Origin of the sequence: Pseudoxanthomonas sp. OG2 (assembly GCF_014192765.1) — a bacterium.
Classification (GTDB): domain Bacteria; phylum Pseudomonadota; class Gammaproteobacteria; order Xanthomonadales; family Xanthomonadaceae; genus Pseudoxanthomonas_A; species Pseudoxanthomonas_A beigongshangi.
Genome location: NZ_JACHYM010000002.1, coordinates 264,747 through 288,612, shown reverse-complemented (window position 1 = coordinate 288,612; position 23,866 = coordinate 264,747). Strand labels below are relative to the sequence as shown.

Sequence of the window (23,866 nt, the reverse complement as noted above, 5' to 3'; positions counted from 1 at the left end):
CCATCATGGAACCCGACTGGTCCGATAGATCGGATACAGATTGAAGCGCTCGTCCCATGCCGGATGGCGGCGGTAGAAGAACTCCAGGCGCGCGCCCGGATTCCTGGCGAACTCCGGATCGTCCTTCAGTTTCTGCTCGAACGCCGCCTTCACCGCCGGGTCCTGCAGCATCTTGCGGGCCACGTCCTCGGCGACGTAGTCCTCCATGTATTCCTTGCGTTCGAACGCGCTGTTGAATTCGCCCCACGCGGCCAGCGAGTCGGGCCCCTGCGGTTCCAGCAGCGCCATCAGCAGGCGCGACCTGGGCTGGGCAATCGGTACGAACAGCGAACCGGCCGGCACGTCGCGCGCTTCCGGCGCCCATGCGCCTTCCACGGTCAGGCGCTGGTGGGTTTCCACCGGCTGCGCGCCGAAACGGGTGCGGGTGGCGCGGAACGCCTCCACATTTTCCTTCGCCAGCGCCGGTACGCGACGGAACTCGATACCGTGCTGCTTCAGCTTTTCGCCGACCCAGCCGGCGTAGGCCGCCGGCACCAGATAACCGGCACCCGGCGCGGGGATGCTGAGCGAGGGATGCAGATCGTCGCGCATCGGCACTTTCCAGATCTGCGGCCTGGTTTCGTCGTAGCGGGTCATCAGCGCGCCGGACACGTCCGACGGTGTGCGGGTGTACTCGTAGCCGCGGAACTCGACGGTGTGGCTTTGCTTGCTGGCCGCCCATTCCAGCGGCACCGGCTGGCCGGCCAGCTTCGCCGCCGCCGCGTCGGCCTGCTGCGCGGCCTTCAGCCAGTCGGCGCCGTGCGCGGCGATCTGGTCCAGGGTCGCGACGATGGTGTTGCGGGTGATCTTCACGCGCACCGGATATTCCTTCCAGGAATGCGTTTCCACCAGCACGCCGATGCGATTGCGCAGCAGGAAATAGCCGTGCGAGAAACGCGGCGGAGCCACGCTGTCCTCGAAGCCGGAACTCGGATCGTCGCCGACCACGAAGGACGGATAGTAGGGCAGCGGCAGCGAGCCCTGCTTGGCCAGATCCGCCAGCACGCCGTCGCGCAGCGCGCGACCGGCCACGCGCAGTCCCTCGTCGCCGGCGTGCACCGGTTCCACCTGCACCGAGATGTCGTGCTCGAACTGGGCGCCGTCGGTGGCGTGCAGATCCACGTAGGCCAGCGGATCCCACTGCTGCACCAGCCGCAGCATCGCCTGCATTTCCGGCGCGTCGGCCTTCACGTAGTCGCGGTTGAGGTTGTAGTTCTGCGCGGTCACGCGCCAGCCCATTTCCACCGGGCCGCGCTGGTTGGGGCGGTTCCAGGCGCCGAAGCGCTCATGGCCGTCGACGTTGAACACCGGCACGAACACCCACACCAGCTTGTCCAGCGATCCGGCGGCGGCCTTGCCTTCCAGCACCTCGCGCAGTGCCAGGAAACCGGCGTCCTTGCCGTCGATTTCGCCGGCGTGGATGCCGCCCTGGATCAACACCACCGGCAGGTTCTGCCGGCGCGCCTGATCCGGGGTGAACGCGCCGCGGGTCGAGGCGACCAGCGCCTTCATCGGCCGGCCTTCCGGGGTGGTGCCGAACTCGATGCAGCGCACCGCCTTCGGATACGCCTTGGCGAAGCGATCGCACAGCGTGATGACTTCCTCGTAGCGGCCGGTGCGGACGAATCCGGACTGCTCGGACACGGTGGCCAGATCCGCCGTGGCGGCGGATGCGGAGGCCGCCGGCAGGGAGGGTAGGGCGAGGGCGAGCAGGATGGCGGCGTGGAGCGGACGGATCATGGGCGGTATCCGGAGGGGCGAAAGCCCCGCATGATGCCGGGCTGAAACGGCCGCGCCCAGCATGACCAAGGAGGTTCGACCCCCTGGACCGGATACGGTAACCTTCCCGCAATTTGCCAACGGAACACCGGATGACCACTTCCAGCGAAGCCACCGCCGGCCGACTGCCTCGGCAGATTCCCTACATCATCGGCAACGAGGCCTGCGAGCGGTTCAGCTTCTACGGGATGCGCAACATCCTGGTGCAGTTCCTGGCCAGCAGCATCCTGCTGGCCTACCTGCCCGAGGCCGAGCGCCAGGGCGTGGCCAAGGACGTCTTCCACAGCTTCGTCATCGGCGTGTACTTCTTCCCGCTGCTGGGCGGCTGGCTGTCGGATCGCTACTTCGGCAAGTACAACACGGTGTTGTGGTTCTCGCTGATCTACTGTGCCGGCCATGCATGCCTGGCCTTGTTCGAGAGTCATCGCACCGGTTTCTACACTGGCCTGTTCCTGATCGCGCTGGGCTCGGGCGGCATCAAGCCGCTGGTGGTGTCCTTCGTCGGCGACCAGTTCGATCAGAGCAACAAGAACAAGGCCAAGATCGTCTTTGATGCGTTTTACTGGACCATCAACTTTGGTTCGTTCTTCGCCTCGCTGCTGATGCCGCTGTTCCTGCGCAGTTACGGACCGGCGGTGGCGTTCGGCATCCCCGGCATCCTGATGTTCATCGCCACCTTCATCTTCTGGCTGGGGCGCAAGCAGTACGTCAACGTGCCGCCCTCGGGCGAGGATCCGGATTCGTTCCTGCGGGTGGTGCGCACCGCGCTGGCCGCGCGCCGCGAAGGCGAGGGGCGCTGGGGATATCTGGTGGCGATGGCGGGCGTGGTCATCGCGGTGGCGCTGCTGGTGCTGTGGGCGCTGTCAATGCTCGGCCTGGCGCCGGGCTGGTGGCCGGACGACTTCGGATTCGTCATTTCCGCGTGCCTGGCGCTGGGCGTGCTGATCGCCTTCGGCGGCTGGGGCGCTTCGATGCAACTGGAACGCGCGCGCGGCCGGCATCCCGATGCGGCGGTGGACAGCGTGCGCGCGGTGCTGCGCATCCTGATCGTGTTCGCGCTGGTCACTCCGTTCTGGTCGCTGTTCGACCAGAAGGCCTCCACCTGGGTCCTGCAGGGCAAGGAAATGGTGATGCCCGAGGGTGCCTGGTGGTGGCCGGGCTGGCTGATCAAGGACGCCGGCCAGTTGCAGGCGCTGAACCCGGCGATGGTCATGCTGCTCATTCCGTTCAACAACCTGGTGCTGTACCCGGCCCTGCGCAAGCTCGGCTTCGAGCCCACGCCGTTGCGCCGGATGGGCTGGGGCATCGCGTTCTCCGGTCTGGCCTGGGTGGTCGCCGGCACCCTGCAGCTGTGGATGGACGGCGGCGACCCCGTCTCGCTGGCCTGGCAGATCCTGCCGTACGCGCTGCTGACCTTCGGCGAGATCCTGGTCTCGGCGACCGCGCTGGAATTCGCCTACAGCCAGGCGACCCAGGCCATGAAGGGCGTGATCATGGCGTTCTGGTACCTGACCAGCACCTTCGGCAGCCTGTGGGTCCTGCTGACCAACGCCGGCGTCCGCAACGACACCGTCACCGCCCACATCGCCAGCACCGGATTGAGCGAGAATGCGTTCCTGATGTTCTTCTTCGCCGGCTTCGCCTTCCTGGCGGCGCTCGTGTTCGCCCTTTACGCGCGGAGCTATCCGATGCAGGACAACTACCGCGCGGTCTGAGAATCCCCCATGCAAGCCCCCATTACCCTGATTCTGATCCTGATCACCTCGGTGGTTTCGCTGCTGGCGTTCCGCACGCCCGCGCTGGCCGGCCGCCTGATCCTTTGGCCGCCGGCCATCGACCGCAACAAGCAGTACGACCGGCTGGTGACCTACGGCTTCATCCACGCCGACATCTGGCACCTGCTGTTCAACATGGTCACGCTGTTCTTCTTCGGCCGGATCATGGAAGGCGTGGTCACCGAGCTGACCGGCAGCGTGCTGGTCTACATCGGCTTCTACCTGTCGGCGCTGGTGGTCTCGATCCTTCCGACCTACCTCAAGCACCAGAAGGATCCCAACTACCGCAGCCTGGGCGCGTCGGGCGCGGTGTCGGCGGTGCTGTTCGCGTTCATCCTGATCAATCCGTGGGCGATGATCGGCGTGTTCTTCATCCCGATGCCGGCCATCGTGTTCGCCGTCCTCTACGTGGCCTACAGCATCTGGATGGACAAGCGCGGCGGTGACAACGTCAATCACGGCGCGCACCTGGCTGGCGCCGCCTATGGCGTGCTCTTCATGATTGCCATGCAGCCCAAGGTGCTGAACCATTTCCTTGCCCAGCTGAGCCGTTTCGGCAGCTGAACGCGGCGGCGCCAATCACCTGATCTGAAGATCCGCTGTGTTATCCCACGGGTGAACCACACCCGTGGAGGCAATATGGCAACACGTACACGCAGCACGCCCCGCAAGGCCGCGAAGAAAGCGGCAAAGAAGACCGCGAAGAAGGCCACCCGGAAGACCGTGGCAAAGACCGCCGGCAAGGCCACGGCGAAAAAGGCGGGCGCCCGCGTCCGCAAGACCGGCGCCGGAACGGCCGGCAAGACCGCGCGGAAGACCACGAAAGCCGCGAAGAAGACCGCCACGCGCAAGGCAACCGCCAGCCAGCGGGCCAAGGCGCCCGCGAAGAAGACGGTGGCCAGCAAGGTCACGCGGAAGAAGGTCGCGGCCAAGAAGGCCGTCGCCAAGAAAGCCGCCGCGAAGAAAGCCGCGGTCGGGAAGGTCGCGGTGAAGAAGACAGCGACCCGGAAAACCGCCGCGAAGAAGGCGCCGGCCAGCAAGGTGACGCGCAAGCGCACCGCGACTTCCGCGCCCCGCAAGCGCGCGACCGCCCGCAAGCGCCGGATCAGTCCCGAGCAGGCATTGGCGCGCACCCGCGAACTGTTGGCCGAGAAACAGCAGCAGGATCGCGAACCCGCACCCTGGCAGCAGCTGGATCAGGCCCACGGCGGCATCCCGCCGCAGGCCGATGGTTTCCAGTCATCCGGCGCCGCTGCCAAGCAGGTGGATCTGCATGCCGCCGAGAGCCGGATGAAGGCCATCCAGGGCAGCATGAGTGCCCGTGATCGCCGCAACCAGGGCAAGCGCGATCATCGTGGAGAAGAGTAGGTAAGCCGGAGGCCGGGCCCGGAACGGGCTTTCCGGCGGGGCTTCCCGGTTGCGCAGGCGAACCGGGAAGCCGCGCGATGCGGAGATGGGCGAGGCGGCGCCTCAGCCCGCCATCATCGTCTTGGACAGCTTGATGGTGCCGACTTCTTCCTGCGCGTAGTTGGACAGCAGGCGCTCGTACACGGCATTGTTGAGGCGCTCGAATTCCCAGTCCTCGGTATGCCCGGTGACGGTCAACTGGAACAGGCCTTCCAGCAGGGTGAAATCGCTGGCGACGGATGCGGTCTCGGACGGATGATCGTTGGCGCTCATGGGTGTTCCCTACCGGATTGCTTGCCGGGGATTACGCACAGACCGTGCCAACCCGGTGCCCGAGTGAAAACACTGTGAAATAGCGCTGTCCGTCAGCTTTTTGACGTGACCAAGAGTGACGCGCCGCGTCGGCTTCTGTCGCATTCCCGGCCACGCGGGCAGAATGGAACCTCCGAATATTCAATGAGATAGTGATGGACATCACGATTCAGCACGACCCCGATGGCCAGCGCTTTTCCACCTCGGTGGACGGGCACGAGGCCGAACTGATCTACCGCCTGCGCGACGGCCGCATGGTCATCGAGCACACGGGCGTGCCGGAGGCCATCGGCGGACGCGGCATCGCCGCGCAACTGGTCAAGGCCGCGCTCGACCACGCGCGGGCCGCCGGCTGGAAGGTGGTGCCGGCCTGCTCGTACTCGGCGGTCTACGTCCAGCGCCACCCCGAGTACGCCGACCTGCTGGCGTGATTTTCCGGGCGTGACCCTGCTGGCGTGAACACTGTATTCCCGCGGCCGGGGCTGGAGCGCTGCTGCGACGCGGCATAAACTGTCGCCTCGTTGAGTGGAAGGAGCCCCTGACGTGAAACAGGTCCATCGCATTTCCCTGCTGGCCGCGACCCTGGTGCTGGCATTGACCGCGTGCAAGCGCGAACCCGACGCCGCCCAGCCGCCGACCGCCGCCACGCCCGAAGCCGGCGCACCTGCCACCAGCCCCGTCGCGCCGGAAGCGCCGGTCGAACTCAAGGACGTCATCGAGACCAACGAGCGCTACGTCGTCGGCATCACCTATCCGCCGGGCATCGATCGTTACCCCGGCCTTGCCAAGGCGCTGTCGGATTACGCGCACGCCGCTCGCGGTGAGCTGATGGAAGCGGTGGACGGCTTCGGCAACGACAAGCCGACCGCGCCCTACGAACTCTCGCTCAGCTTCGAAAAGCTGCTGGAAACCCCGCAGGTCGTCGCGGTCGCCGCCGACGGCAGCCGCTATACCGGCGGCGCCCACGGCCAGCCGCTGATCGCGCGCTTCGTCTGGTTGCCGCAGCAGAACCACCTGCTGTCGGCCAATGATCTGATCGCCAAACCCGCCGGCTGGCAGGCAATCAGCGATTACGTGCGCGAACAACTGCTCACCGGCGTCACCCTGCGCGCGGATGCGGACGAACTGGAGCCGGCCGAACGCAGTGAAGTACTGAAAAACGCCTCGCGCATGATCGACGACGGCACCGAGCCCAAGGCGGAGAACTTCGCCCAGTTCGTGCCGGTCCTCGACACCACCGGCCACATCAGCGCGCTGCGTTTCGTGTTCCCGCCATACCAGGTGGGGCCGTACGCCGACGGCACCCAGACCGTGGACGTCCCGGCCTCGGTGCTGCGTCCGCACCTGGCGCCCGCCTACAGCGGGCTGTTCGCCCAATAGGCTTCGCACAACAGGGCCTGCCATGAGCACGTCACGCTTCGCGCAACGGGTCGAACGACTGCTGGCGGAAGCGGATGTGCGGATTGGCGGCGACCGGCCCTGGGATATCCAGGTACACGATCCGCGCACCTACGCGCGGATGCTGGCGCAGGGCTCGCTGGGCCTGGGCGAAGGCTACATGGATGGCGACTGGGATGCCGAATCGCTGGATGGTTTCCTGTACCACGTATTGAACGCGCGTCTGGACGAGCGCGTGCACGGCACCGGCGAAATCCGCGACGCCTTGTTCGCGCGCCTGTTCAACCCGCAGACCCGCCGCCGCAGCCGCGAAGTCGGCGAGCGCCATTACGATCTGGGCAACGATCTCTACCACGCGATGCTCGGCGCGCGTCTGGTCTACAGCTGCGGCTACTGGCGCCAGGCCGACAACCTCGACGACGCGCAGGCCGCCAAGCTGGATCTGGTCTGCCGCAAGCTGCAACTGAAACCCGGCATGCGCGTGCTGGACATCGGCTGCGGCTGGGGCGAGGCATTGAAATTCGCCGCCGAGCGCTACGGCATCTCCGGCGTCGGCGTGACCATCTCGAAGGAGCAGGCCGAATACGCCCGCGAGTTGTGCAAGGGCCTGCCCATCGAGATCCGCCTGCAGGATTATCGCGACCTGCACGAACCCTTCGACGCCGCGTTCTCGCTGGGCATGTTCGAACACGTCGGCGTCAAGAACTACCGCACCTATTTCGAAACCGCCCGCCGCGTCCTGCCGGAGCACGGCCTGTTCCTGCTGCACACCATTGGCACCAATCGCTCGGTCAACCACACCGATCCGTGGATTGGAAAATACATATTCCCCAATTCCATGCTGCCGTCCGCCGCGCAGATCGCGCAGGCCAGCGAAGGCCTGTTCGTGCTGGAGGACTGGCACAGCTTCGGCACCGACTACGATCGCACCCTCCAGGCGTGGCGCACCAACGTCGAACGCGCCTGGCCAAATCTGGATGCCCGCTACGACGAACGTTTCCGCCGCATGTGGCGTTTCTACCTCGCCGCGTCGATGGCGACTTTTCGCAGCCGGCGCTCGCAGCTGTGGCAGGTGGTGCTGTCGCCGAAGGGGGCGCTTGGTGGATATGTGTCGGTGCGGTGATGAGCAACGAACCCTTTAGAATCCTGGAGGCAGGAAGTCGATGGCCGGACCCCGGTTACAGGGAACTGGCGCTTCTTGAACTGACACCTGAGCATGTTCGAGCAGTGCTTTGCGCGAATCTTGTCGAGGGCGATGAAGAAGGTCTGGGTACCTGGAGTGCAATAGGATTCATGATGGCAGACGGGGCCATGGTGGAACTGATATTCCACGACGCGAGTCCTACGGCAGGTTTCGCTGTCCGAGTCGACTCGCACCATGCCACAGAGGCCACACTGGACAGACTTCTTCGCCTTCTTGGAATAGGTAGAGGCATCGTGAAATGGGTAAATCCAGATCTGATTACGTCTGGTGAATGAGTAGAACGTACAATAAGGCGTGCATCACGCAGAATCGCTTCGCCGGATGTTCAAGCTTGCTGGTGTGAAAACCAGCAGTATTTTTCCTGTCCGGTCCCGGGGGATTCAATGAGAAACAGGTTGCGTAGGACGATCCATCTGTTGATGCTTGCTGTCGCGAGTTATCTGCTGATCTGGTTGCTGGCCTATTCCGTGGTAATGGGGCTGGATTACTCACAGGTGGGGCGTTACTTCGTGCTTGCATGGCGCGGTGATGGCGAGCTTCCAACGGGCATACAGGTTCTGGCATTCATGGTGATGGCCGTCTTGCTCCTGGGCGTGCTTGGATTGCGATGGTGCCGCGACAGGGCTAGGTCAAAACGCGGATGAGGTCCTGCGAGCAAATGGCGCAACAGGAATCAACAGAACGCGGGCGCTAGCAGCCCGCGTTTTTGTTACGCGTCGTTGGCCGATTCGACGTTGGGTTTGCCGGCGTGCCAGCGGAGCTGGTCGAGGATGTGGCTGGCGTCGTGGGCGAGGCCGGCGAAGCAGTCGCTCAGGGGTTGCAGCGGGATGGGCAGGCTGTGGTGCTCGTCCTGGCGGAAGCGGGGACTGATGAGCAGGGACAGCAGTTTGAGGTGATCACGCAGCTGGATGAGATTCAGCTGGGTTTGTTCTTCCAACAGATAGACCATTCGAACATTGGTCATGGGACCTCCATTTCTTCGTTGAAGAATCCCGGCGCGCGTGAGTGCGGCCGGGTGCCGGGAGGTCAGAAACCGCATACAGTCGGCGGGCTTATTCCCCTTTCGGGTGTTGTATTCGCCGCCCTCCCGGCAAAGGTGTTTGCCGGTTGTCCTCCGATGATGGGACAAAATAAAACCACCGGAATGACTGAGGTGGTGTTGCTGTATGGGAGGTTCTGAACTCCTGATGCCGGAGTCTGCCGATGTGGTTGCGCGGTGTCGACTAACTTTGAGCGTTTTGGCTTCAGTGTTTCTGGGGTCACTTTTTTGGTTTGGTGGAAGCGTGGTGCGTTGGTGTGTGGGGTAGTGAGTAGCGATGGTTGTTGGTGCTGGGGGCAGACGCTTCCCAACAGTCAAACGACAAGAGCAAATCCCCCTCGGTCCCCCTTTTGAAAAGGGGGAGGCTAGAGCAGTCATCCGGAGGGAGCAGGATCGGAATGCGTCGTATCGGAAACCACAAACCATCACGCCACCCGAAGGTGGCGTGATGGCTGTTGCGACGAGGCCGGTTGCGCTTACTTGGAAGGGGCGGTGAGGCCGCGCTTTTCCAGCAGGGGTTCGATCTTCGGGTCGTGGCCGGCGAAGTCGTGGAACAACTTCATCGCGTCCACGCTGCCGCCGCGCGAGAGCAGGGTCTTGCGGAAGTGATCGCCGTTCTCGCGGGTCAGGCCGCCGTGCTGCTTGAACCATTCCACGCTGTTGGCGTCCAGCACTTCGGACCAGATGTAGGCGTAGTAGCCGGCCGAGTAGCCGCCCATGATGTGGCTGAAGTAGGGCGTGCGGTAACGCGGCGGGACCGGCTTGTAGTCGATCTTGTCGGCGGCCAGCGCGTCGGCCTCGAACTTCATCACGCCGTCGGCGGCGGGCACCTTGTCCGCGCCGATCTGGTGCCAGCGCTGGTCCAGCATGGCCGCGCCGAGGTATTCGGTGGTGGCGAAGCCCTGGTTGAACTTGGACGCGGCGATGACCTTGTCCAGCAGCGCCTGCGGCATCGCTTCGCCGGTCTGGTAGTGCTTGGCGTAGTTCTTCAGCACCGACGGCCAGTCCGCCCACATTTCGTTGACCTGCGAGGGGTACTCGACGAAGTCGCGCGGCACGCTGGTGCCGCTGAAGTAGGGGTACTGCACGTTGGAGAACATGCCGTGCAGCGCGTGGCCGAATTCGTGGAACGCGGTGGTCACTTCATCCCAGGTCAGCAGGGTCGGCTGGCCGGCCGGCGGCTTGGGGATGTTGAGGTGGTTGGCGACCACCGGCTTGAAGCCGGTCATGCCGGACTGCGAGACGTAGGAGTTCATCCACGCGCCGCCGCGCTTGGAATCGCGCGCGTACATGTCGGCGATGAAGATCGCCAACTGGGTGCCATCGGCGTTGTACACGTCGTACACGGTGGTGTCCGGGTGGTACAGCGGCAGATCGGTGCGCTTCTTGAAGGTCAGGCCGTAGAGCTGGTTGGCGGCGTAGAACACGCCGTTTTCCAGCACGTTGGTCAGTTCGAAGTAGGGCTTGAGCTGCGACTCGTCGAAGTTGTACTTGGCGGTGCGGACCTTCTCGGTATAGAACGACCAGTCCCACGGCGCCAGTTGGAACGTCGGCTGGCCCTTGGCCTTCTGCTCCTGATCGATCATCGCCTGCAGATCGGCGGCTTCGCGCTGGGCGTTGGCGACCGCGGCCGGCGCCAGCTTGCCGAGCATGGCGTTGACCGCCTGCGGGGTCTTGGCGGTTTCGTCTTCCAGCACGTAGGTGGCGTGGTCCGGATAGCCCAGCAGCTTGGCGCGATCGGCGCGCAGCTTCATGATGGTGGCGATGAGTTCGCGGTTGTCGTACTTGCCGCCGCGACTGCCGCGCGAAACGGACGCCTCGTGCAGGCGCTGGCGCAGGGCGCGATCGGTCAGCTGCGACTCGGCGGGTTGGCCGGTGGTGTTGAGAAGGGTCAGCACGTACTTGCCGGCCAGGCCGCGCGCCTTGGCGACATCGGCGGCGGTGGCGATCTGCTGATCGGTCAGACCGTCCAGCTGTTTGACGTCATCGACCACCACGGCCGAATCGTTGACCTCGGCCAGCACGTTCTGGCTGAACTGGGTGCCCAGCTTGGCCAACTGGCCATTCATGCCCTTCAGGGTGGCTTTGTCGGCGTCGGACAGCTTGGCGCCGGCGCGGACGAAATCGGTGTGGTACTTCTCCACCAGGCGCACGCCCTCGGCGTCCAGGCCCAGGCCGGCGCGCTGGTCGTACAGCTTCTGGATGCGCGCGAACAGCTTGCCGTTGAGGTAGATGGCATCGCGGTGGGCGGCGAACTTGCCGGAATAGTCGGCCTGCAGCTTCTCGCGGGCGTCGTTGGTGTCGGCGCCGACCAGGTTGTAGAACACGGTCTGGGCGCGGTCGAGCACGCGCCCACTCTTTTCCATCGCCAGGATGGTGTTGTCGAAGCTCGGCGCGGCGCCGTTGTTGGCGATGGCGTCGATTTCCTTCAGTTGCTCGGCCATGCCGGCGTCGAAGGCGGGAGCGAAGTCGGCGTCCTTGATCTTGTCGAACTGCGGGTAGTGCAGCGGCAGCGGACTGTCGGCGAAGAAGGGATTGGCGGCCTTGGCGGCTTCGGCGGTGGGGGCCGCGGTCTGGCTGTAGGCGGGCATGGCGAGTCCAAGGGTCGCGGCAAGCGCGAGGGCGAGGCGGGTGGTCATTGGGGTGCAGCTTCCTGACAGATAGGGCTTTTGGCAGGGTAACCCAAGCCCCGGGGCGGGGGCTCGTGACGAAAGGCATGTGCCGGGCGGGGCGGTTCTGTGCTGGCTACAGCGTCTCGAACTCGCGTGCGATCCAGCTCACGTGGTAGAGCAGGCCCAGCACCGCGAAGGCGGCGTGATAGCGCGGATTGCGGGTCCACATGGCGATCAGGCTGCCGGTGATGTAGGTGAGGTTGCGGAACACGTATTCGGGCCCGAAGCTGCGGAAGTAGGCCTCGCCCTTGATCCAGGTGTCGAGGAAGTCGACCGCGAACACCAGCGCCAGCAGGCCGAAGAACCATTTCCGCCGGTCGTAGAAGTAATCGCGGTAGCTGGCGTAGCCGTCCAGGTTCTCCGGGAAGATCAGCGCGCACAGCAGGTATTGCATCAGCGCGTACAGGGCCACGAAGAAATAGAGGTTGAAGCTCCAGTGCACCAGATGGGAGAGGCGGAACTCCCACCACCAGAACAGCAGCAGGTAGGAGAACACGAACGTGGCCCAGCACAGGTGCACCCAGTAGATCTGGCAATGGCGCGGGCGCTCGATGATGCGGGCGAAGTGGCGCAGCAGGTGGGTCAGGCCCAGGCCGACCACCATGCCCAGCAGCACGCGCACGTGCAGGTAGACGGTGGCCATCGAGGCGGCGTCGGGTGCATGGGGCGAAAGCTGCATTCCGTGTTCCCCGGCGGAAGCGACGGCCAAGGCTAGCGCATCTGCGCCGGCCCTGCACAAGGCGCCGCCACCGGCGAAAACGCTTGCCCCCGACTGGCCCCGGGTGTCTCATATCCGTGTTTCCGGAGACCCGCCATGACCACCGCCTACGATTTTTCCGCCACCGACATCGATGGCCAGTCCCGCTCGCTGGCCGAGTACCGTGGCAGGCCGTTGCTGATCGTCAACGTGGCGTCGAAATGCGGCTTCACCCCGCAGTACACCGGGCTGGAAAAGCTGTGGCGCGACTACCGGGATCAGGGATTGGTAGTGCTGGGATTCCCTTGTGATCAGTTCGGCCATCAGGAGCCGGGCGACGAAGCCGAGATCCGCAATTTCTGTTCGCTCAACTACGACGTGAGCTTCCCGATGTTCGCCAAGATCGACGTCAACGGCGACGATGCGCATCCGCTGTGGAAGTGGCTGAAGCAGGAGAAGAGTGGCCTGCTCGGCATTTCGGCAATCAAATGGAACTTCAGCAAGTTCCTGGTGGGGCGCGATGGCAAGGTGATCAAGCGCTATGCGCCGACCGACACGCCGGAATCGCTGGCCGGCGACATCGAGGCCGCGCTGGCCGGATAGATGGACGCGCACGAGGCTTCACCGCCGTTCCGCATCGAGTTCAGTCCCGCCGACTACGGACTGAAGGCGCACGTGAAGGGCGTCAACGGCACGCTGGAAACCACGCTGGCGTACTGGCGCCGGATTGCGGTGGAGGTGCGGCGCGTGCGGCCGGCGGGCCTGCTGGTGGTCGACGACATGGAAGGCGAGCCGCCGCCGCCGGAACAGCTGGTGCAGTTCGTGCAGGCGATGCTGGGCGAGGGCCTGGAAGCGGTGCGGGTGGCCTACGTGGAAAAGCACCTGGAGCAGATTCCGCAGGTGGAACTGGCCAGCATCCTGGCCAACGAGCACGGCTTCCAGGGCCACGTGTTCGACAACGAACGCAGTGCGGTCATCTGGCTGCGCTACGGGGAACGCTAGGGCGGGCCATCGGCCCACCCGGCATCACTTCTCGACGAAGGCGCGCTCGAACACGTATTGGCCGGGCGTGCCGATGCGCGGGGCGGCAGTGAAGCCGCGACCGTCGAGCAGGGCGCGGAAGTCGGCCAGCATCTGCGGGCTGCCGCAGATCATCGCGCGATCCTTTTCCGGATCCAGTGGTTCCAGTCCCAGCGTTGCCATCATTTCGCCACTGGCCATCAGGTCGGTCAGGCGGCCATGGTTGGGGAATGCCTCGCGGCTGACCGCCGGGTAGTACAGCAGCTTCTCGCGGATGATCTCGCCGAGGAATTCGTGCTGCGGCAGTTCCTTCTCGAAGTAATCGCGGTAGGCCAGATCCTGCACGTGGCGGACGCCGTGGGTGAGGATTACGCGGTCAAAGCGCTCGTAGGTTTCCGGATCCTTGATGATCGACAGCCACGGCGCCAGGCCGGTGCCGGTGCCCAGCAGGTACAGGTTGCGGCCGGGGTGCAAGTCGCTGATCAGCAGGGTGCCGGTCGGCTTGCGGCCAATCACCACGGTGTCGCCAGGCTGGATGTCCTTCAGCCGCGAGGTCAACGGACCGTTGGGCACCTTGATGCTGAAGAATTCGAGCTGTTCTTCCCAGTTGGCGCTGGCGATGGAATAGGCGCGCAGCAGCGGCTTGCCTTCGGTCTGCAGGCCAATCATCACGAACTGGCCGTTGTCGAAGCGGAAACCGTCGTCGCGGGTGGTGGTGAAGCTGAAGTAGTCGTCGGTCCAGTGACGGACGTCCAGCACCGTCTCGGTGCCAAAAGCGGAGGACATGGGGTGTGGGGCGCTTGATTCGAACCGGCCCATTGTAGCCGACCGCCCCGGCGCGACCTTGATCCAGCGCAACCGGGAAGCGGGGCGGAGGCGGTGACGGCGGGCCCGTCAGTCGGCCTTCGCGCGTCGGCCGCGCCGGTGGAAGTAGAGCTGCTCGGCGACGCGGCGCAGCGGCGGTGACTTCAGTAGCAGGTCGAACGGCCAGTCCCACTGTGCGTGGTCGAAGGCCCAGCGCAGGGCGCGCTTGCGCCGCCAAGCCGGAATCGCGCGGATGGCCGAGGCCTGCGGTGGCACTCCGGAGCGAAGGGACCGCACCAGCGCGCGGCCGACCTCGGCGCCGTGGCGCAGGCCGGCAAGCAGCACGTTGTCGCGCTGGCGGGCGCGGACCGGGCCGCCGCAGGGAATCAGTCCCGCGCGGATGCTGTCCGGCCGGCGGTCGGCGGCCAGCCCGCTGAGCGATGCGACCTGGGCCAGGAAGCCGCGCAGATCCGGTGGCGCGGTCCTGCCACGGCGCTGGCGATGCGCCAGGCCGGCCTGCACGCCGGTCGGGGTCTGCGCGATCCAGCCGATGTAGCCCGGCGCCCAGCGTCGGCTGATGAAACAGTGCAGCGCATCGGGCGTGCGCAGGGCGCCGCCGTCGAACTCGTATTCGATGCCGTACAGGAAATCGCGAACCCGGCCCAGGCCGAGGTGCTCGGCCACGCGTGAGCGCGCGCCATCGGCGCCGACCAGATAGCGGCAGTCGCCGATGCCGGGCAGATGCCAGCCGTCCGGCGTGGGAGTGGCATCGCGGAAGCTGCAGGCCAGCCGCAGTTCCACGCCGGCAGCCACGCTGCGCTGTCCCAGCCAGCGCATCAACGCGGGCGTATCGGTGGTGAAGAAGCGATAGCCCGGGGCGGACAGATCCACGCTCTCCAGGGATGGCGCATACAGGCGGACTTTCGGTACCGCGTGCAGCAGTCCGGCGGGAATGCCGGCGAACAGTTCGCACTCCAGCGCTTCCGGCACCAGGATGCCGGTGGTGTGCAGGCGTTCGCCCAGATCGCGCTTGCGATCGATCACGCAGACGCGGAATCCGGCCGCCGCGATTTCGCGGGCGCAGGCCAGGCCGGCAAAACCGGCGCCGACCACGATGACGTCATGGTTTCCGTTGTGCACGTATGGCCGTCCGCATGAGGGGGACGGCGAGCATCCGCGAGGCGCGCGGGAGGACGATGAAGTGGCGGTGAAGCGAGCCGTCGTCGCTTGCGACGGCCCGCGCCATCATCGAGTGTGGCGTGCGAAACCGGTTATGCGAACGGGAAAAAGAAAAGGCGCCCTTGGGCGCCTTCTCGATTCGCATCAGCCGTGATGACCGCCGCCGCCGCCGCCGCGCGGGCGATTGCCACCGCCGCCGGGACGACCGCCCGGACCGCGGCCACCGGCCGGACGACCACCGCCGGGACGGCCACCCGGACGCGGGCCGGCGTTCTGCGGACGGTTGCCGCCGCCGCCGGGACGACCACCCTGCGGGCGCGGACCACGCGGCTGCCCGTACGGGCTGAAGCCACCGGGCGTGGCGTGATCGGAGGGGAAGCTCGGTGCATTGCCGGGGTGGCCGTACGGACGTGCCGCACGCTGCGGCTTGCCGGCACCACCGCCCGCACCGCCGCCGCCAGGACCACGCGGACCGCGCGGGCCACGCGATTCACCGCCGAAGCCGCCGTATTCGTTGCCGAAGCCGGCGCCGCCCTGCGGACGGTTGCCGCCACGCTTGCCGGCGCCACCGCCGCCCGGACCCTTGCGGCCGGGACCGGCGTTGCGGTGCCCGGTCGGACCGGTATCGACGCCTTCCGGCACGTACCAGCTGCGGAACGCGGCCGGATTGCCATCCGGCAACGGCTTGGGACCCTTCATCTTGCGCTGCTTGAACGGCTTCTGCGCCTGCTTGGCGGCGGCTTCGCCGCTGACCGTCAGGCCGCCGTGCGGCTTCTTGCCGCGACCACGGCCGCGATCCTCGCGCACGTGATCGAAGCGACGCAGCTCGCGGCCTTCGTCGGCGGTGTTGTGGCCGTTGACGTAACCCTGGCTGCGGCCTTCGCGCGAGACGTGCACGGTGGACTTGGCGGCGCGGCGCTGGCCGATCACCGGTTGCAGCGTCAGCGCGGCGGGGGCGCCGTCTTCCAGGCCCAGTTCCTTGCGCAGTGCTTCGACCTGGGCGTCGGACAGTTCCTGCGACTGGCCGCGCAGCAGGGGCTGCGGCAGCGAGATGCGGCCGTAGCGGGTGCGCTTGAGCCGGCTGACCTGGCAGCCCTGCGATTCCCACAGGCGGCGCACTTCGCGGTTGCGGCCTTCCTTGACCACAACGCGGAACCAGTCGTGCGAATCGGTGCCGCCGATGCGTTCGATTTCATCGAACTTGGCCGGACCGTCTTCCAGCGCGACGCCGCGATGCAGGCGATCGACGATGTTGTCCGGCACGGTTTCCTGGCCTTCCGGGGCGCGCACGCGCACCACGTATTCGCGCTCGACCTCGTAGGACGGATGCATCATCGCGTTGGCGAGTTCACCGTCGGTCGTCAGCAGCAGCAGGCCGGTGGTGTTGATGTCCAGGCGGCCGATGGCGATCCAGCGCGCGCCCTTGAGGACCGGCAGCGCCTCGAACACGGTCGGACGGCCTTCGGGATCCTCGCGGGTGGTCACTTCGCCTTCGGGCTTGTTGTACATCAGCACGCGCGCCGGTTCGGTCAGCGCGCTGGCGACGAACTGGCGACCATCGAGTTCGATCTTGTCGCCGCTCTTGACGCTCATGCCGACCTGGGCGGTCTCGCCGTTGACCTTGACCAGGCCGTCGGCGATGCGTTGCTCCAGCGCGCGGCGCGAGCCCAGTCCGGCCTGCGCCAGCACCTTGTGCAGGCGCTCCTCCAGCTTGTTGGCGGGGGCTTCGGCGGCGGCGTCGCGCTTGAGCGACAGTTTGTTGCGGGGGGTATTGCTCATGATTTCTGCTCCGACGAGGCTTCCGCGTCGTCATCCTGGGTTTCCGGGGAAATATCGGCGTCGCCTTCGTTTTCGTTTGCGGCGGCCGGTTCGTGTGTCTCCGCGTCGTCGTCCTGCGCGGTTTCGATGTCTGTGCGTGCGCCTTCCGTGGCGTCTTCCTGCGGCTGCGCCGGGGCGTCTTCGCCCAGGGCATCCGCTGTTGTCGGGTTGTCTTCGTTCTCGTCACCGGCTTCGGTGTCGAGCGGGGCGGCATCCGCGTCGTCGGCGCCGTCTTCCGCATCGAGGGCGACGCCGGCCGGAACCGGCGCGCCATCCAGCGGCAGCTGCGGTTCCAGTTCGCCGATGTCCTTCAGTTCCGACAGCGGCGGCAGCTCATCCAGGCGCTTGAGGCCGAAGTAATCCAGGAAGCCCTTGGTGGTGCCGAACAGCGCCGGCCGGCCGGGCACGTCGCGGTGGCCGACCACGCGGATCCACTCGCGCTCTTCCAGCGCCTGGATGATGTTGCTGCTGACCGCCACGCCACGGACCTGTTCGATCTCGCCGCGGGTGATCGGCTGGCGGTAGGCGATCAGCGCGAGGGTTTCCAGGGTGGCGCGGGTGTACTTGGTCTTGCGCTCGGTCCACAGGCGGGCGACCCAGGCATGCACGTCGGCCTTGACCTGGAAGCGGAAGCCGGAGGCCACCTCGACCAGTTCCACGCCGCGTTCGGCGCAGCCGTCGCGCAGTTCCTCCAGCGCGCGTTCGACGCTGCCGGCCGGCGCCGGTTCCTCTTCCGGGAACAGGCCGTGCAGCTGGGCCAGCGCCAGCGGCTGGTTGGCCGCCAGCAGGGCGGCCTCGACGATGCGGTTGATGAGCGATTGATCCATTCGAGCGCTTGCGTGGGTTCGGGCGGATGGAAAGGGGACGCGCCGGTCAGGCGTCGTTGGCGGCGGCGTCGCTGTCGTCGAACTCGCTGGAGAACTGCAGCGGTTCGTTGGTGTTGTTCAGCGCCAGCGACTTGACGTAAATCGGCGCCAGCGGGGCTTCCTGCACGATGTCCAGCAACTGCTCCTTGGCCAGCTCCAGCATGGCCAGGAAGGTCACCAGCACGCCCAGCTTGCCTTCCTCGGCGGTGAACATGGACTCGAAGCGGTGGAACCTGCCGTCGTCCAGCCGCGCCAGCACGTCGCCCATGCGCTGGCGCACGCTCAGGGCTTCGCGCTTGATGGCATGGCCGGTGAACAACTCGGCGCGCTTGAGCACGTCGTGCAGCGCCAGCAGCATTTCCTTCAGCTCCACCGGCGGCGGCAGCTTGACCGCGGCGCGGTCCGGCACGTGCGCCTGCACCGGGGTGGTGTCGCGATCCTGGCGGGGCAGGGTGTCCAGATCCTCGGCGGCCTGCTTGAAGCGTTCGTACTCCTGCAGCCGGCGCACCAGCTCGGCGCGCGGGTCGGTTTCGTCGCCCTCCTCGTTGACCGGCCGCGGCAGCAGCATCCGCGACTTGATCTCGGCCAGGATGGCGGCCATCACCAGGTATTCCGCCGCCAGCTCGAAGCGCAGCTCCTGCATGACGTTGATGTAGTCCACGTACTGGCGGGTGATTTCCGCCACCGGGATGTCCAGGATGTCCAGGTTCTGCCGGCGGATCAGGTACAGCAGCAGATCCAGCGGACCCTCGAAGGCATCCAGGATGACTTCCAGCGCGTCCGGCGGGATGTACAGATCCTGGGGAATCTGCAGCACCGGCTGCCCATGCACGACGGCCAGCGGCATTTCCTGCTGCTGCGGGTGCGTGGACTGGCTTGTCGGGGTCGCGTCTTGCGCGAGTTCGGAGCTCATCAAGAAACAGCCGTAGTGCGGGTCACAATGCCTTCGATTGCACGCGCCGCCGCAGGGACGCCATGGTCTTCATTGCCGACCAGGGGCTTGCGGGCGAACGCTTCCGTACAGCAAACATGTCATCACGCCGTAGAGGAGCTCGCCGCGAAAGAGGCGGCGGCCGACAGCGAGGAGGTCGTCGGCGCGGGCGGGTGGTGGCAGCGAATCGATCGTCGTTGGGCGGCTGGCCGGCCGGTCCGGCGCAGTGCCTGGGAAATCCCCTGACGGGCCGCTGCTTCCGGCCGTGCAGTGGAGGCAAGAGTAAGCGCTGCGCCCGGCGCTGTCCAGCACCACCGGGCGGGTGGCCCGTACAATCCGTTCATTCCCGACCCGAGCGAGTGAACCCATGTGGTATGCCATAGAAGGCCATGACACCGAAGGCGCGCTGCCCCGGCGCATGGCCGCCCGTCCCGCCCACCTGGCCCGGCTGACCGCGCTGCGCGACGAGGGCCGCCTGCTGCTCGCCGGCCCGTGCCCGGCCATCGACGCCGAGGATCCGGGCGAGGCCGGTTTCAGCGGCAGCATCGTCATCGCCGAGTTCGAGTCGCTGGCCGCGGCCCAGGCCTGGGCGCAGGCCGATCCTTATATGGAAGCCGGGGTGTACGCGCGGGTCGACGTGCGCCCGTTCCGCAAGGTGCTGCCGTGACCGCCGAGCGGGTCGAGCGCATCCGCCAGGCGCTGGAACAGGCGTTCCAGCCCGAGCGGCTGGAGGTGGCGGACGACAGCCATCGCCACGTCGGCCATGCCGGCGCCCGCGACGGGCGGGGGCACTTCGATGTCACCATCGTCAGCGCCGCCTTCGCCGGACGCGCGCCGCTGGCCCGCCACCGGGCGATCTACGCCGCGCTGGGGGAGATGATGACCACCGACATCCACGCCCTGTCCATCCACGCCTCGGCCCCCGGCGAAGCCCGCTGAGCCTCGCGAAGCATCCATCGCCGGTTCCCCGATCCGGAGCCGGCGGGCGGTTTTGCAGGGTAGGCTGAAAACGTTTACATTCCGCCCCTTGTCCATGGGAGGTGGAAACACATGAACAGTCGTACCCGCGCCGGCCAGTCCGCTGGCGCCCGACCGCGCGCGCGCCGCCACGGGTGGCTGGCGGCGGCGATCGCCACGGCGCTGATCGCCCCGGCCGTCGGTGCCCGCACCCCGCAGGCTCCCGCCGGCGAGGCGGCCTTCGTCGAGGCCCTGCTGGCGAAGATGACCGTGGAGGAGAAGCTGGGCCAGCTCAACCAGCCGCCCGGACTGGGCAACGACACCGGCCCGCAGGCGATGGCCGGCGGCGAGGACCAGATCCGCAACGGCGAGATCGGTACCTTCCTGGGTACCCAGGGCGCCGAGCTGACCTGCCGCCTGCAGCGCATCGCGGTCGAGGAATCGCGCCTGGGCATCCCGCTGATGTTCGGCTACGACGTCATCCACGGTTACCGCACCATCTTCCCGGTGCCGCTGGGCGAATCGGCCAGCTTCGATCCGGTCGAAGTCGAGAATGCCGCGCGCGTGGCCGCCTGGGAGGCCGCCGGTTACGGCATCCACTGGACCTACGCACCGATGGTGGACGTGGCGCGGGATCCGCGCTGGGGCCGCATCGTCGAGGGCGCGGGCGAGGATCCCTACCTGGGCTCGGTGCTGGCGGCGGCGCGCGTGCGCGGCTTCCAGGGCAAGCAACTGGGCAATGGCGACACCCTGCTGGCGACCGCCAAGCATTTCGTCGCCTACGGCGCGGCCGAGGGTGGCCGCGACTACAACATCGCCGACATCTCCGAACGCACCCTGCGTGAGGTGTACCTGCCGCCGTTCAAGGCCGCGGTGGACGCGGGCGCGGAGTCGGTGATGGCTTCGTTCAACGAAGTCGGCGGCGTGCCGATGCATGCCAACGGCGATCTGATCAACGACGTCCTGCGCAAGGAATGGGGCTGGGACGGTCTGCTGGTCAGCGATTACACCGGCGTCGAGGAACTGATCAAGCACGGCGTGGCCGGGAATCGCACCGACGCGGGCGTGCTGGGCCTGCGCGCGGGCGTGGACATCGACATGGTCAGCCGCATCTACGTGAAGGATCTGCCGGCGGCGGTGAAGGCCGGCAAGCTGCCGATCGCCACCGTGGACGAGTCGGTGCGCCGGGTGCTGCGCGCCAAGTACCGGATGGGCCTGTTCGAGGATCCGTACCGCTACTGCGATGTCGAGCGCGAGAAGGCGCGCACCCTGACCGCCGACAGCCGCAAGGCCGCGCGCGAGATGGCGCGCAAGTCGATGGTACTGCTGGACAACACCGGCGGCGTGTTGCCGCTGGACAAGCAGAAGGTGAAGACGCTGGCGGTCATCGGCCCGCTGGCGGACCTGCGCCGGGCGATGCTGGGCAACTGGGCCGGCGCCGGCCGCGACGAGGACGCGATCACACCGCTGGCGGGCATCCGCGCGGCGGTGGGGTCGGGCACCCAAGTCGTGTACGTCGAAGGCACCACGCTGGAAGGCGGCGAGACCACCGGCATTGCCGAGGCGGTGAAGGCGGCCCAACAGGCCGACGCGGTGCTGCTGTTCCTGGGCGAGCACCCGGACATGAGCGCCGAAGCGCGCAACCGCACCTCGCTGGATCTGCCGGGTGCCCAGCAGGCGCTGGCCGATGCGGTGGCCAAGGTCGGCAAGCCGACCGCGGCGGTGCTGCTCAACGGTCGTCCGCTGTCGATCGGTCCGCTGCGCGAACGCGTGCCGGCGATCCTGGAAGCGTGGTTCCCGGGCGTGGAGGGCGGCAACGCCATCGCCGACGTGGTGTTCGGCGACTTCAATCCGGCCGGCAAGCTGCCGGTGACCTTCCCGCGCACCGTCGGCCAGGTGCCGATCTACTACGCGCACAAGAACACCGGCCGCCCGCCGAGCGAGACCGAGCGCTACACCTCCAAGTACATCGACGTGCCGTGGACCCCGCTGTACGCCTTCGGCCATGGCTTGAGCTATACGACGTTCCAGTACGGCGGCCTGGCGGTGAAGCATCCACGCATCGCCGCCGACGGCAGCCAGGAAGTCAGCGTGACCGTGACCAACACCGGCAAGCGCGCTGGTGCCGAGGTGGTACAACTGTACGTGCGCGACGATGTCGCCTCGGTGACCCGTCCGGTCAAGCTGCTGCGCGGTTTCGAGCGCGTCGAGCTGGCGCCGGGACAGTCGAAGACGCTGACCTTCAAGCTGGGCTTCGAGGATCTGGCGATGTACGACGCGGCGATGAAGCGGGTGGTGGAACCCGGCAGTTTCACCGTGTTCGCCGGCGGCAATTCGGTGGACACGCTGGAAGCGAAGTTCGAGGTGACCGCGAAGTGAGCTAAAGCTCGCCGCCATTTCCGCGTTACCGGAGACGCGCGCTGCCCATCGGCTGCGCGCGTTTTTTATGGCAGGGATGGGCTTTGGCCCGCCCCGTCATGTCCCGCCGTGCCGCCTTTCTGGCAAGGCCTCGGGGAGGTTTACCGTGATTCCGGCGGACACTGGAATCCATCCAGTCCTGGGGCAGGGACTGGCCGGCCAGCGCGACCAGCGGCACGGACCCTGGCGTTTGCCGGGATGATGATGTCCAAGCTGGGAAAGGCATCCCGGCCAATCCAAGTCCCGATTTGTCCGGGCACTGTCCCGGGGAGGTCAGGAACGCGTCATGTCAGCGCATTTCTATTGCGGCGCAGCAAAAAAAGAATGGAAAGAAGCCGTTAAGTAGTTGAAATGACTGCGCTGTCATGAGTATCTAACCTGGGCTTTACATCTCGTTTTGAAAACGTTTACAGTCCACTTCAATTGCAGTCATGACCGCGGAGGGGCGGTGCAATGGCGCGAACGGCCGTCACCATCAAAGATGTGGCACGCGAGGCGAAGGTATCCGTCGCCACGGTGTCGCGCGCGCTGAACGGACACGACAACGTGGCCGAGACGGTGCGTCGCCACGTCGTGGAAACCGCCGACCGCCTGCGTTACCAGCCGCATGCCGCCGCCCGCAGCCTCAGCAGCCGCCGTACCCAGACCATCGGCGTGGTCCTGCCGGACCTGTACGGCGAATTCTTCTCCGAATTGATCCGCGGCATCGACCAGGTCGCCCGCGCACGCCGCCAGCATCTGCTGGTGTCCAGCTACCACGGCCATCCGGAAGAGCAGGGCGAGGCGCTGCGCGCGATGCGTGGCCGCGTCGACGGCCTGCTGGTGCTGTCGCCGTATGCGGATCGACCCGGCTTCCTCACCGACAACCTGCCATCGGCGCTGCCGGTGGTGCTGATCAACACCCAACTCGACGGCGCGCCGTATCCGGTGCTGAGCATCGACAACTACGGCGGCGCCCGCGCGATGACCGAGCATCTGTTGCAGGCCGGACATCGCCGCATCGCCTTCATCGGCGGGCCCGACGACAACTTCGACGCGCGCGAACGCCTGCGTGGCTATCGCGATGCGATCGCCGGCAAGGGCGAGGCGTGGGAACTGCCTGGCGACTTCAGCGAAGCGACCGGTTACGAAGCCGGCAAGCAGATCGTTTCTTCGAAACAGCGCCCGGATGCGGTGTTCGCCGCCAACGACATGATGGCGCTGGGATGCCTGTACGCATTGAACGAAGCGGGCGTGAACGTGCCCGGTGAAATCGCATTGGCCGGCTTCGACGACATTCCGCTCGCGCGCTTCGTTCACCCGCCCTTGACGACGATGCGGGTCAGCATTGCCGAACTGGGCGGTCACGCGATGACCCGCCTGCTGGATGGCATCGATGCGGAGAACAGCATGTCGAATGAAGCGCAGACCCTGGTGCCGGACCTGATTGTCCGGGAATCGAGTGGAGGACGTACCCAGGACGGGAGGCCCCAGGCGCAGCCATAGCCCGGTTTTTTTTAAGCCGATTTTGTAATCGATTTCAGAAGCAATCGAGTCAACTGACTGCAAGTC

General features: G+C 66.4%; 22 protein-coding genes and 1 pseudogene. 13 read left to right on the top strand and 10 right to left on the bottom strand.

Annotation, left to right across the window (positions count from 1 at the left end; translation table 11 throughout):
• Nucleotides 1-3 precede the first annotated feature (3 nt).
• On the bottom strand, nucleotides 4-1,779 hold the full coding sequence (locus FHW78_RS14275) for a M14 family metallopeptidase (protein ID WP_183641992.1): 1,776 nt from the start codon (nucleotides 1,777-1,779) through the stop codon (nucleotides 4-6).
• A gap of 131 nt (nucleotides 1,780-1,910) precedes the next feature.
• Between FHW78_RS14275 and FHW78_RS14270 the strand changes: the two genes are divergently transcribed.
• From FHW78_RS14270 to FHW78_RS14260, 3 genes are all read left to right on the top strand, one after another.
• Complete coding sequence (locus FHW78_RS14270) at nucleotides 1,911-3,533, top strand: oligopeptide:H+ symporter (RefSeq protein ID WP_183641989.1); 1,623 nt, start codon at nucleotides 1,911-1,913, stop codon at nucleotides 3,531-3,533.
• Between the two features lie 9 nt (nucleotides 3,534-3,542).
• A complete protein-coding gene (locus tag FHW78_RS14265; protein ID WP_183641986.1) occupies nucleotides 3,543-4,157 on the top strand; it encodes a rhomboid family intramembrane serine protease in 615 nt (204 codons plus the stop codon).
• Between the two features lie 75 nt (nucleotides 4,158-4,232).
• The gene (locus FHW78_RS14260) at nucleotides 4,233-4,961 is read left to right on the top strand and encodes a hypothetical protein (RefSeq protein WP_183641983.1); all 729 of its coding nucleotides are present in this window, start codon (nucleotides 4,233-4,235) and stop codon (nucleotides 4,959-4,961) included.
• 102 nt (nucleotides 4,962-5,063) lie between these two features.
• Here FHW78_RS14260 and FHW78_RS14255 read toward each other — a convergent pair whose 3' ends face one another.
• The gene (locus FHW78_RS14255; RefSeq protein WP_183641980.1) at nucleotides 5,064-5,273 is read right to left on the bottom strand and encodes a hypothetical protein; all 210 of its coding nucleotides are present in this window, start codon (nucleotides 5,271-5,273) and stop codon (nucleotides 5,064-5,066) included.
• Nucleotides 5,274-5,467: 194 nt separating this feature from the next.
• On the opposite strand from FHW78_RS14255, the gene FHW78_RS14250 reads away from it, so the two are divergent.
• The 4 genes from FHW78_RS14250 (at nucleotide 5,468) to FHW78_RS14235 (ending at nucleotide 8,558) form a co-directional block, all read left to right on the top strand.
• The gene (locus FHW78_RS14250) at nucleotides 5,468-5,743 is read left to right on the top strand and encodes a GNAT family N-acetyltransferase (protein WP_183641977.1); all 276 of its coding nucleotides are present in this window, start codon (nucleotides 5,468-5,470) and stop codon (nucleotides 5,741-5,743) included.
• A gap of 112 nt (nucleotides 5,744-5,855) precedes the next feature.
• Nucleotides 5,856-6,692 carry a DUF3298 and DUF4163 domain-containing protein gene (locus FHW78_RS14245; protein ID WP_183641974.1) on the top strand — a complete coding sequence of 279 codons (837 nt, stop codon included), beginning with the start codon at nucleotides 5,856-5,858 and terminating at the stop codon, nucleotides 6,690-6,692.
• 22 nt (nucleotides 6,693-6,714) lie between these two features.
• Complete coding sequence (gene cfa / locus FHW78_RS14240) at nucleotides 6,715-7,833, top strand: cyclopropane fatty acyl phospholipid synthase (protein ID WP_183641971.1); 1,119 nt, start codon at nucleotides 6,715-6,717, stop codon at nucleotides 7,831-7,833.
• Nucleotides 7,834-8,333: 500 nt separating this feature from the next.
• A complete protein-coding gene (locus FHW78_RS14235) occupies nucleotides 8,334-8,558 on the top strand; it encodes a hypothetical protein (protein ID WP_183641969.1) in 225 nt (74 codons plus the stop codon).
• Nucleotides 8,559-8,623: 65 nt separating this feature from the next.
• Here the strand turns inward: FHW78_RS14235 and FHW78_RS14230 are convergent, their stop codons facing one another.
• The 3 genes from FHW78_RS14230 to FHW78_RS14220 form a co-directional block, all read right to left on the bottom strand.
• On the bottom strand, nucleotides 8,624-8,878 hold the full coding sequence (locus FHW78_RS14230; protein ID WP_183641964.1) for a hypothetical protein: 255 nt from the start codon (nucleotides 8,876-8,878) through the stop codon (nucleotides 8,624-8,626).
• A 551-nt stretch (nucleotides 8,879-9,429) separates the two neighbouring features.
• Entirely contained in the window at nucleotides 9,430-11,592 is a 2,163-nt protein-coding gene (locus FHW78_RS14225) for a M3 family metallopeptidase (protein WP_183641959.1), read from the bottom strand.
• A gap of 106 nt (nucleotides 11,593-11,698) precedes the next feature.
• The gene (locus tag FHW78_RS14220) at nucleotides 11,699-12,304 is read right to left on the bottom strand and encodes a hypothetical protein (RefSeq protein WP_183641955.1); all 606 of its coding nucleotides are present in this window, start codon (nucleotides 12,302-12,304) and stop codon (nucleotides 11,699-11,701) included.
• 135 nt (nucleotides 12,305-12,439) lie between these two features.
• Here FHW78_RS14220 and FHW78_RS14215 point away from each other — a divergent pair, with 135 nt between their 5' ends.
• Nucleotides 12,440-12,925, top strand: a complete 486-nt coding sequence (locus FHW78_RS14215; protein ID WP_183641951.1) for a glutathione peroxidase — start codon at nucleotides 12,440-12,442, stop codon at nucleotides 12,923-12,925.
• Entirely contained in the window at nucleotides 12,926-13,324 is a 399-nt protein-coding gene (locus FHW78_RS14210; RefSeq protein WP_183641948.1) for a hypothetical protein, read from the top strand.
• Between the two features lie 24 nt (nucleotides 13,325-13,348).
• Here FHW78_RS14210 and FHW78_RS14205 read toward each other — a convergent pair whose 3' ends face one another.
• The 5 genes and pseudogenes from FHW78_RS14205 to FHW78_RS14185 all read right to left on the bottom strand — a co-directional run bounded on the left by FHW78_RS14205 (nucleotide 13,349) and on the right by FHW78_RS14185 (nucleotide 18,922).
• The gene (locus FHW78_RS14205; protein ID WP_183641943.1) at nucleotides 13,349-14,128 is read right to left on the bottom strand and encodes a ferredoxin--NADP reductase; all 780 of its coding nucleotides are present in this window, start codon (nucleotides 14,126-14,128) and stop codon (nucleotides 13,349-13,351) included.
• Nucleotides 14,129-14,236: 108 nt separating this feature from the next.
• Nucleotides 14,237-15,286, bottom strand: coding sequence for an NAD(P)/FAD-dependent oxidoreductase (locus FHW78_RS14200; protein ID WP_183641940.1), 1,050 nt, complete (start codon nucleotides 15,284-15,286; stop codon nucleotides 14,237-14,239).
• A 183-nt stretch (nucleotides 15,287-15,469) separates the two neighbouring features.
• A complete protein-coding gene (locus FHW78_RS14195; protein ID WP_183641937.1) occupies nucleotides 15,470-17,104 on the bottom strand; it encodes a pseudouridine synthase in 1,635 nt (544 codons plus the stop codon).
• Nucleotides 17,105-17,280: 176 nt separating this feature from the next.
• A pseudogene (scpB, locus tag FHW78_RS14190) lies at nucleotides 17,281-17,970 on the bottom strand (SMC-Scp complex subunit ScpB); the annotation flags it as partial.
• Nucleotides 17,971-18,016: 46 nt separating this feature from the next.
• Nucleotides 18,017-18,922 (bottom strand): ScpA family protein, encoded by a 906-nt coding sequence (locus FHW78_RS14185; RefSeq protein ID WP_183641932.1) that lies wholly within the window; start codon nucleotides 18,920-18,922, stop codon nucleotides 18,017-18,019.
• A gap of 385 nt (nucleotides 18,923-19,307) precedes the next feature.
• Between FHW78_RS14185 and FHW78_RS14180 the strand changes: the two genes are divergently transcribed.
• From FHW78_RS14180 to FHW78_RS14165, 4 genes are all read left to right on the top strand, one after another.
• Nucleotides 19,308-19,607, top strand: coding sequence for a YciI family protein (locus FHW78_RS14180; RefSeq protein ID WP_141453122.1), 300 nt, complete (start codon nucleotides 19,308-19,310; stop codon nucleotides 19,605-19,607).
• Nucleotides 19,604-19,879 carry a BolA family protein gene (locus tag FHW78_RS14175; RefSeq protein WP_183641928.1) on the top strand — a complete coding sequence of 92 codons (276 nt, stop codon included), beginning with the start codon at nucleotides 19,604-19,606 and terminating at the stop codon, nucleotides 19,877-19,879. Before FHW78_RS14180 ends, FHW78_RS14175 begins: the two co-directional genes overlap by 4 nt.
• A 111-nt stretch (nucleotides 19,880-19,990) precedes the next feature.
• The gene (locus tag FHW78_RS14170; protein WP_183641923.1) at nucleotides 19,991-22,276 is read left to right on the top strand and encodes a glycoside hydrolase family 3 N-terminal domain-containing protein; all 2,286 of its coding nucleotides are present in this window, start codon (nucleotides 19,991-19,993) and stop codon (nucleotides 22,274-22,276) included.
• A 492-nt stretch (nucleotides 22,277-22,768) separates the two neighbouring features.
• Nucleotides 22,769-23,800 carry a LacI family DNA-binding transcriptional regulator gene (locus FHW78_RS14165; RefSeq protein WP_183641919.1) on the top strand — a complete coding sequence of 344 codons (1,032 nt, stop codon included), beginning with the start codon at nucleotides 22,769-22,771 and terminating at the stop codon, nucleotides 23,798-23,800.
• The last annotated feature ends 66 nt before the right edge of the window (nucleotides 23,801-23,866 follow it).

What these genes read in the sequence shown, in the direction of transcription:
- FHW78_RS14260 (WP_183641983.1), top strand. Translation starts at nt 4,233, where the DNA reads ATGGCAACACGTACACGCAGCACGCCCCGCAAGGCCGCGAAGAAAGCG.
- FHW78_RS14270 (WP_183641989.1), top strand. Translation starts at nt 1,911, where the DNA reads ATGACCACTTCCAGCGAAGCCACCGCCGGCCGACTGCCTCGGCAGATT.
- FHW78_RS14205 (WP_183641943.1), bottom strand. Translation starts at nt 14,128, where the DNA reads ATGTCCTCCGCTTTTGGCACCGAGACGGTGCTGGACGTCCGTCACTGG.
- FHW78_RS14250 (WP_183641977.1), top strand. Translation starts at nt 5,468, where the DNA reads ATGGACATCACGATTCAGCACGACCCCGATGGCCAGCGCTTTTCCACC.
- FHW78_RS14235 (WP_183641969.1), top strand. Translation starts at nt 8,334, where the DNA reads ATGCTTGCTGTCGCGAGTTATCTGCTGATCTGGTTGCTGGCCTATTCC.
- FHW78_RS14185 (WP_183641932.1), bottom strand. Translation starts at nt 18,922, where the DNA reads ATGAGCTCCGAACTCGCGCAAGACGCGACCCCGACAAGCCAGTCCACG.
- FHW78_RS14195 (WP_183641937.1), bottom strand. Translation starts at nt 17,104, where the DNA reads ATGAGCAATACCCCCCGCAACAAACTGTCGCTCAAGCGCGACGCCGCC.
- FHW78_RS14275 (WP_183641992.1), bottom strand. Translation starts at nt 1,779, where the DNA reads ATGATCCGTCCGCTCCACGCCGCCATCCTGCTCGCCCTCGCCCTACCC.
- FHW78_RS14255 (WP_183641980.1), bottom strand. Translation starts at nt 5,273, where the DNA reads ATGAGCGCCAACGATCATCCGTCCGAGACCGCATCCGTCGCCAGCGAT.
- FHW78_RS14215 (WP_183641951.1), top strand. Translation starts at nt 12,440, where the DNA reads ATGACCACCGCCTACGATTTTTCCGCCACCGACATCGATGGCCAGTCC.
- FHW78_RS14265 (WP_183641986.1), top strand. Translation starts at nt 3,543, where the DNA reads ATGCAAGCCCCCATTACCCTGATTCTGATCCTGATCACCTCGGTGGTT.
- FHW78_RS14165 (WP_183641919.1), top strand. Translation starts at nt 22,769, where the DNA reads ATGGCGCGAACGGCCGTCACCATCAAAGATGTGGCACGCGAGGCGAAG.
- FHW78_RS14210 (WP_183641948.1), top strand. Translation starts at nt 12,926, where the DNA reads ATGGACGCGCACGAGGCTTCACCGCCGTTCCGCATCGAGTTCAGTCCC.
- FHW78_RS14170 (WP_183641923.1), top strand. Translation starts at nt 19,991, where the DNA reads ATGAACAGTCGTACCCGCGCCGGCCAGTCCGCTGGCGCCCGACCGCGC.
- FHW78_RS14230 (WP_183641964.1), bottom strand. Translation starts at nt 8,878, where the DNA reads ATGACCAATGTTCGAATGGTCTATCTGTTGGAAGAACAAACCCAGCTG.
- FHW78_RS14180 (WP_141453122.1), top strand. Translation starts at nt 19,308, where the DNA reads ATGTGGTATGCCATAGAAGGCCATGACACCGAAGGCGCGCTGCCCCGG.
- FHW78_RS14225 (WP_183641959.1), bottom strand. Translation starts at nt 11,592, where the DNA reads ATGACCACCCGCCTCGCCCTCGCGCTTGCCGCGACCCTTGGACTCGCC.
- cfa (WP_183641971.1), top strand. Translation starts at nt 6,715, where the DNA reads ATGAGCACGTCACGCTTCGCGCAACGGGTCGAACGACTGCTGGCGGAA.
- FHW78_RS14220 (WP_183641955.1), bottom strand. Translation starts at nt 12,304, where the DNA reads ATGCAGCTTTCGCCCCATGCACCCGACGCCGCCTCGATGGCCACCGTC.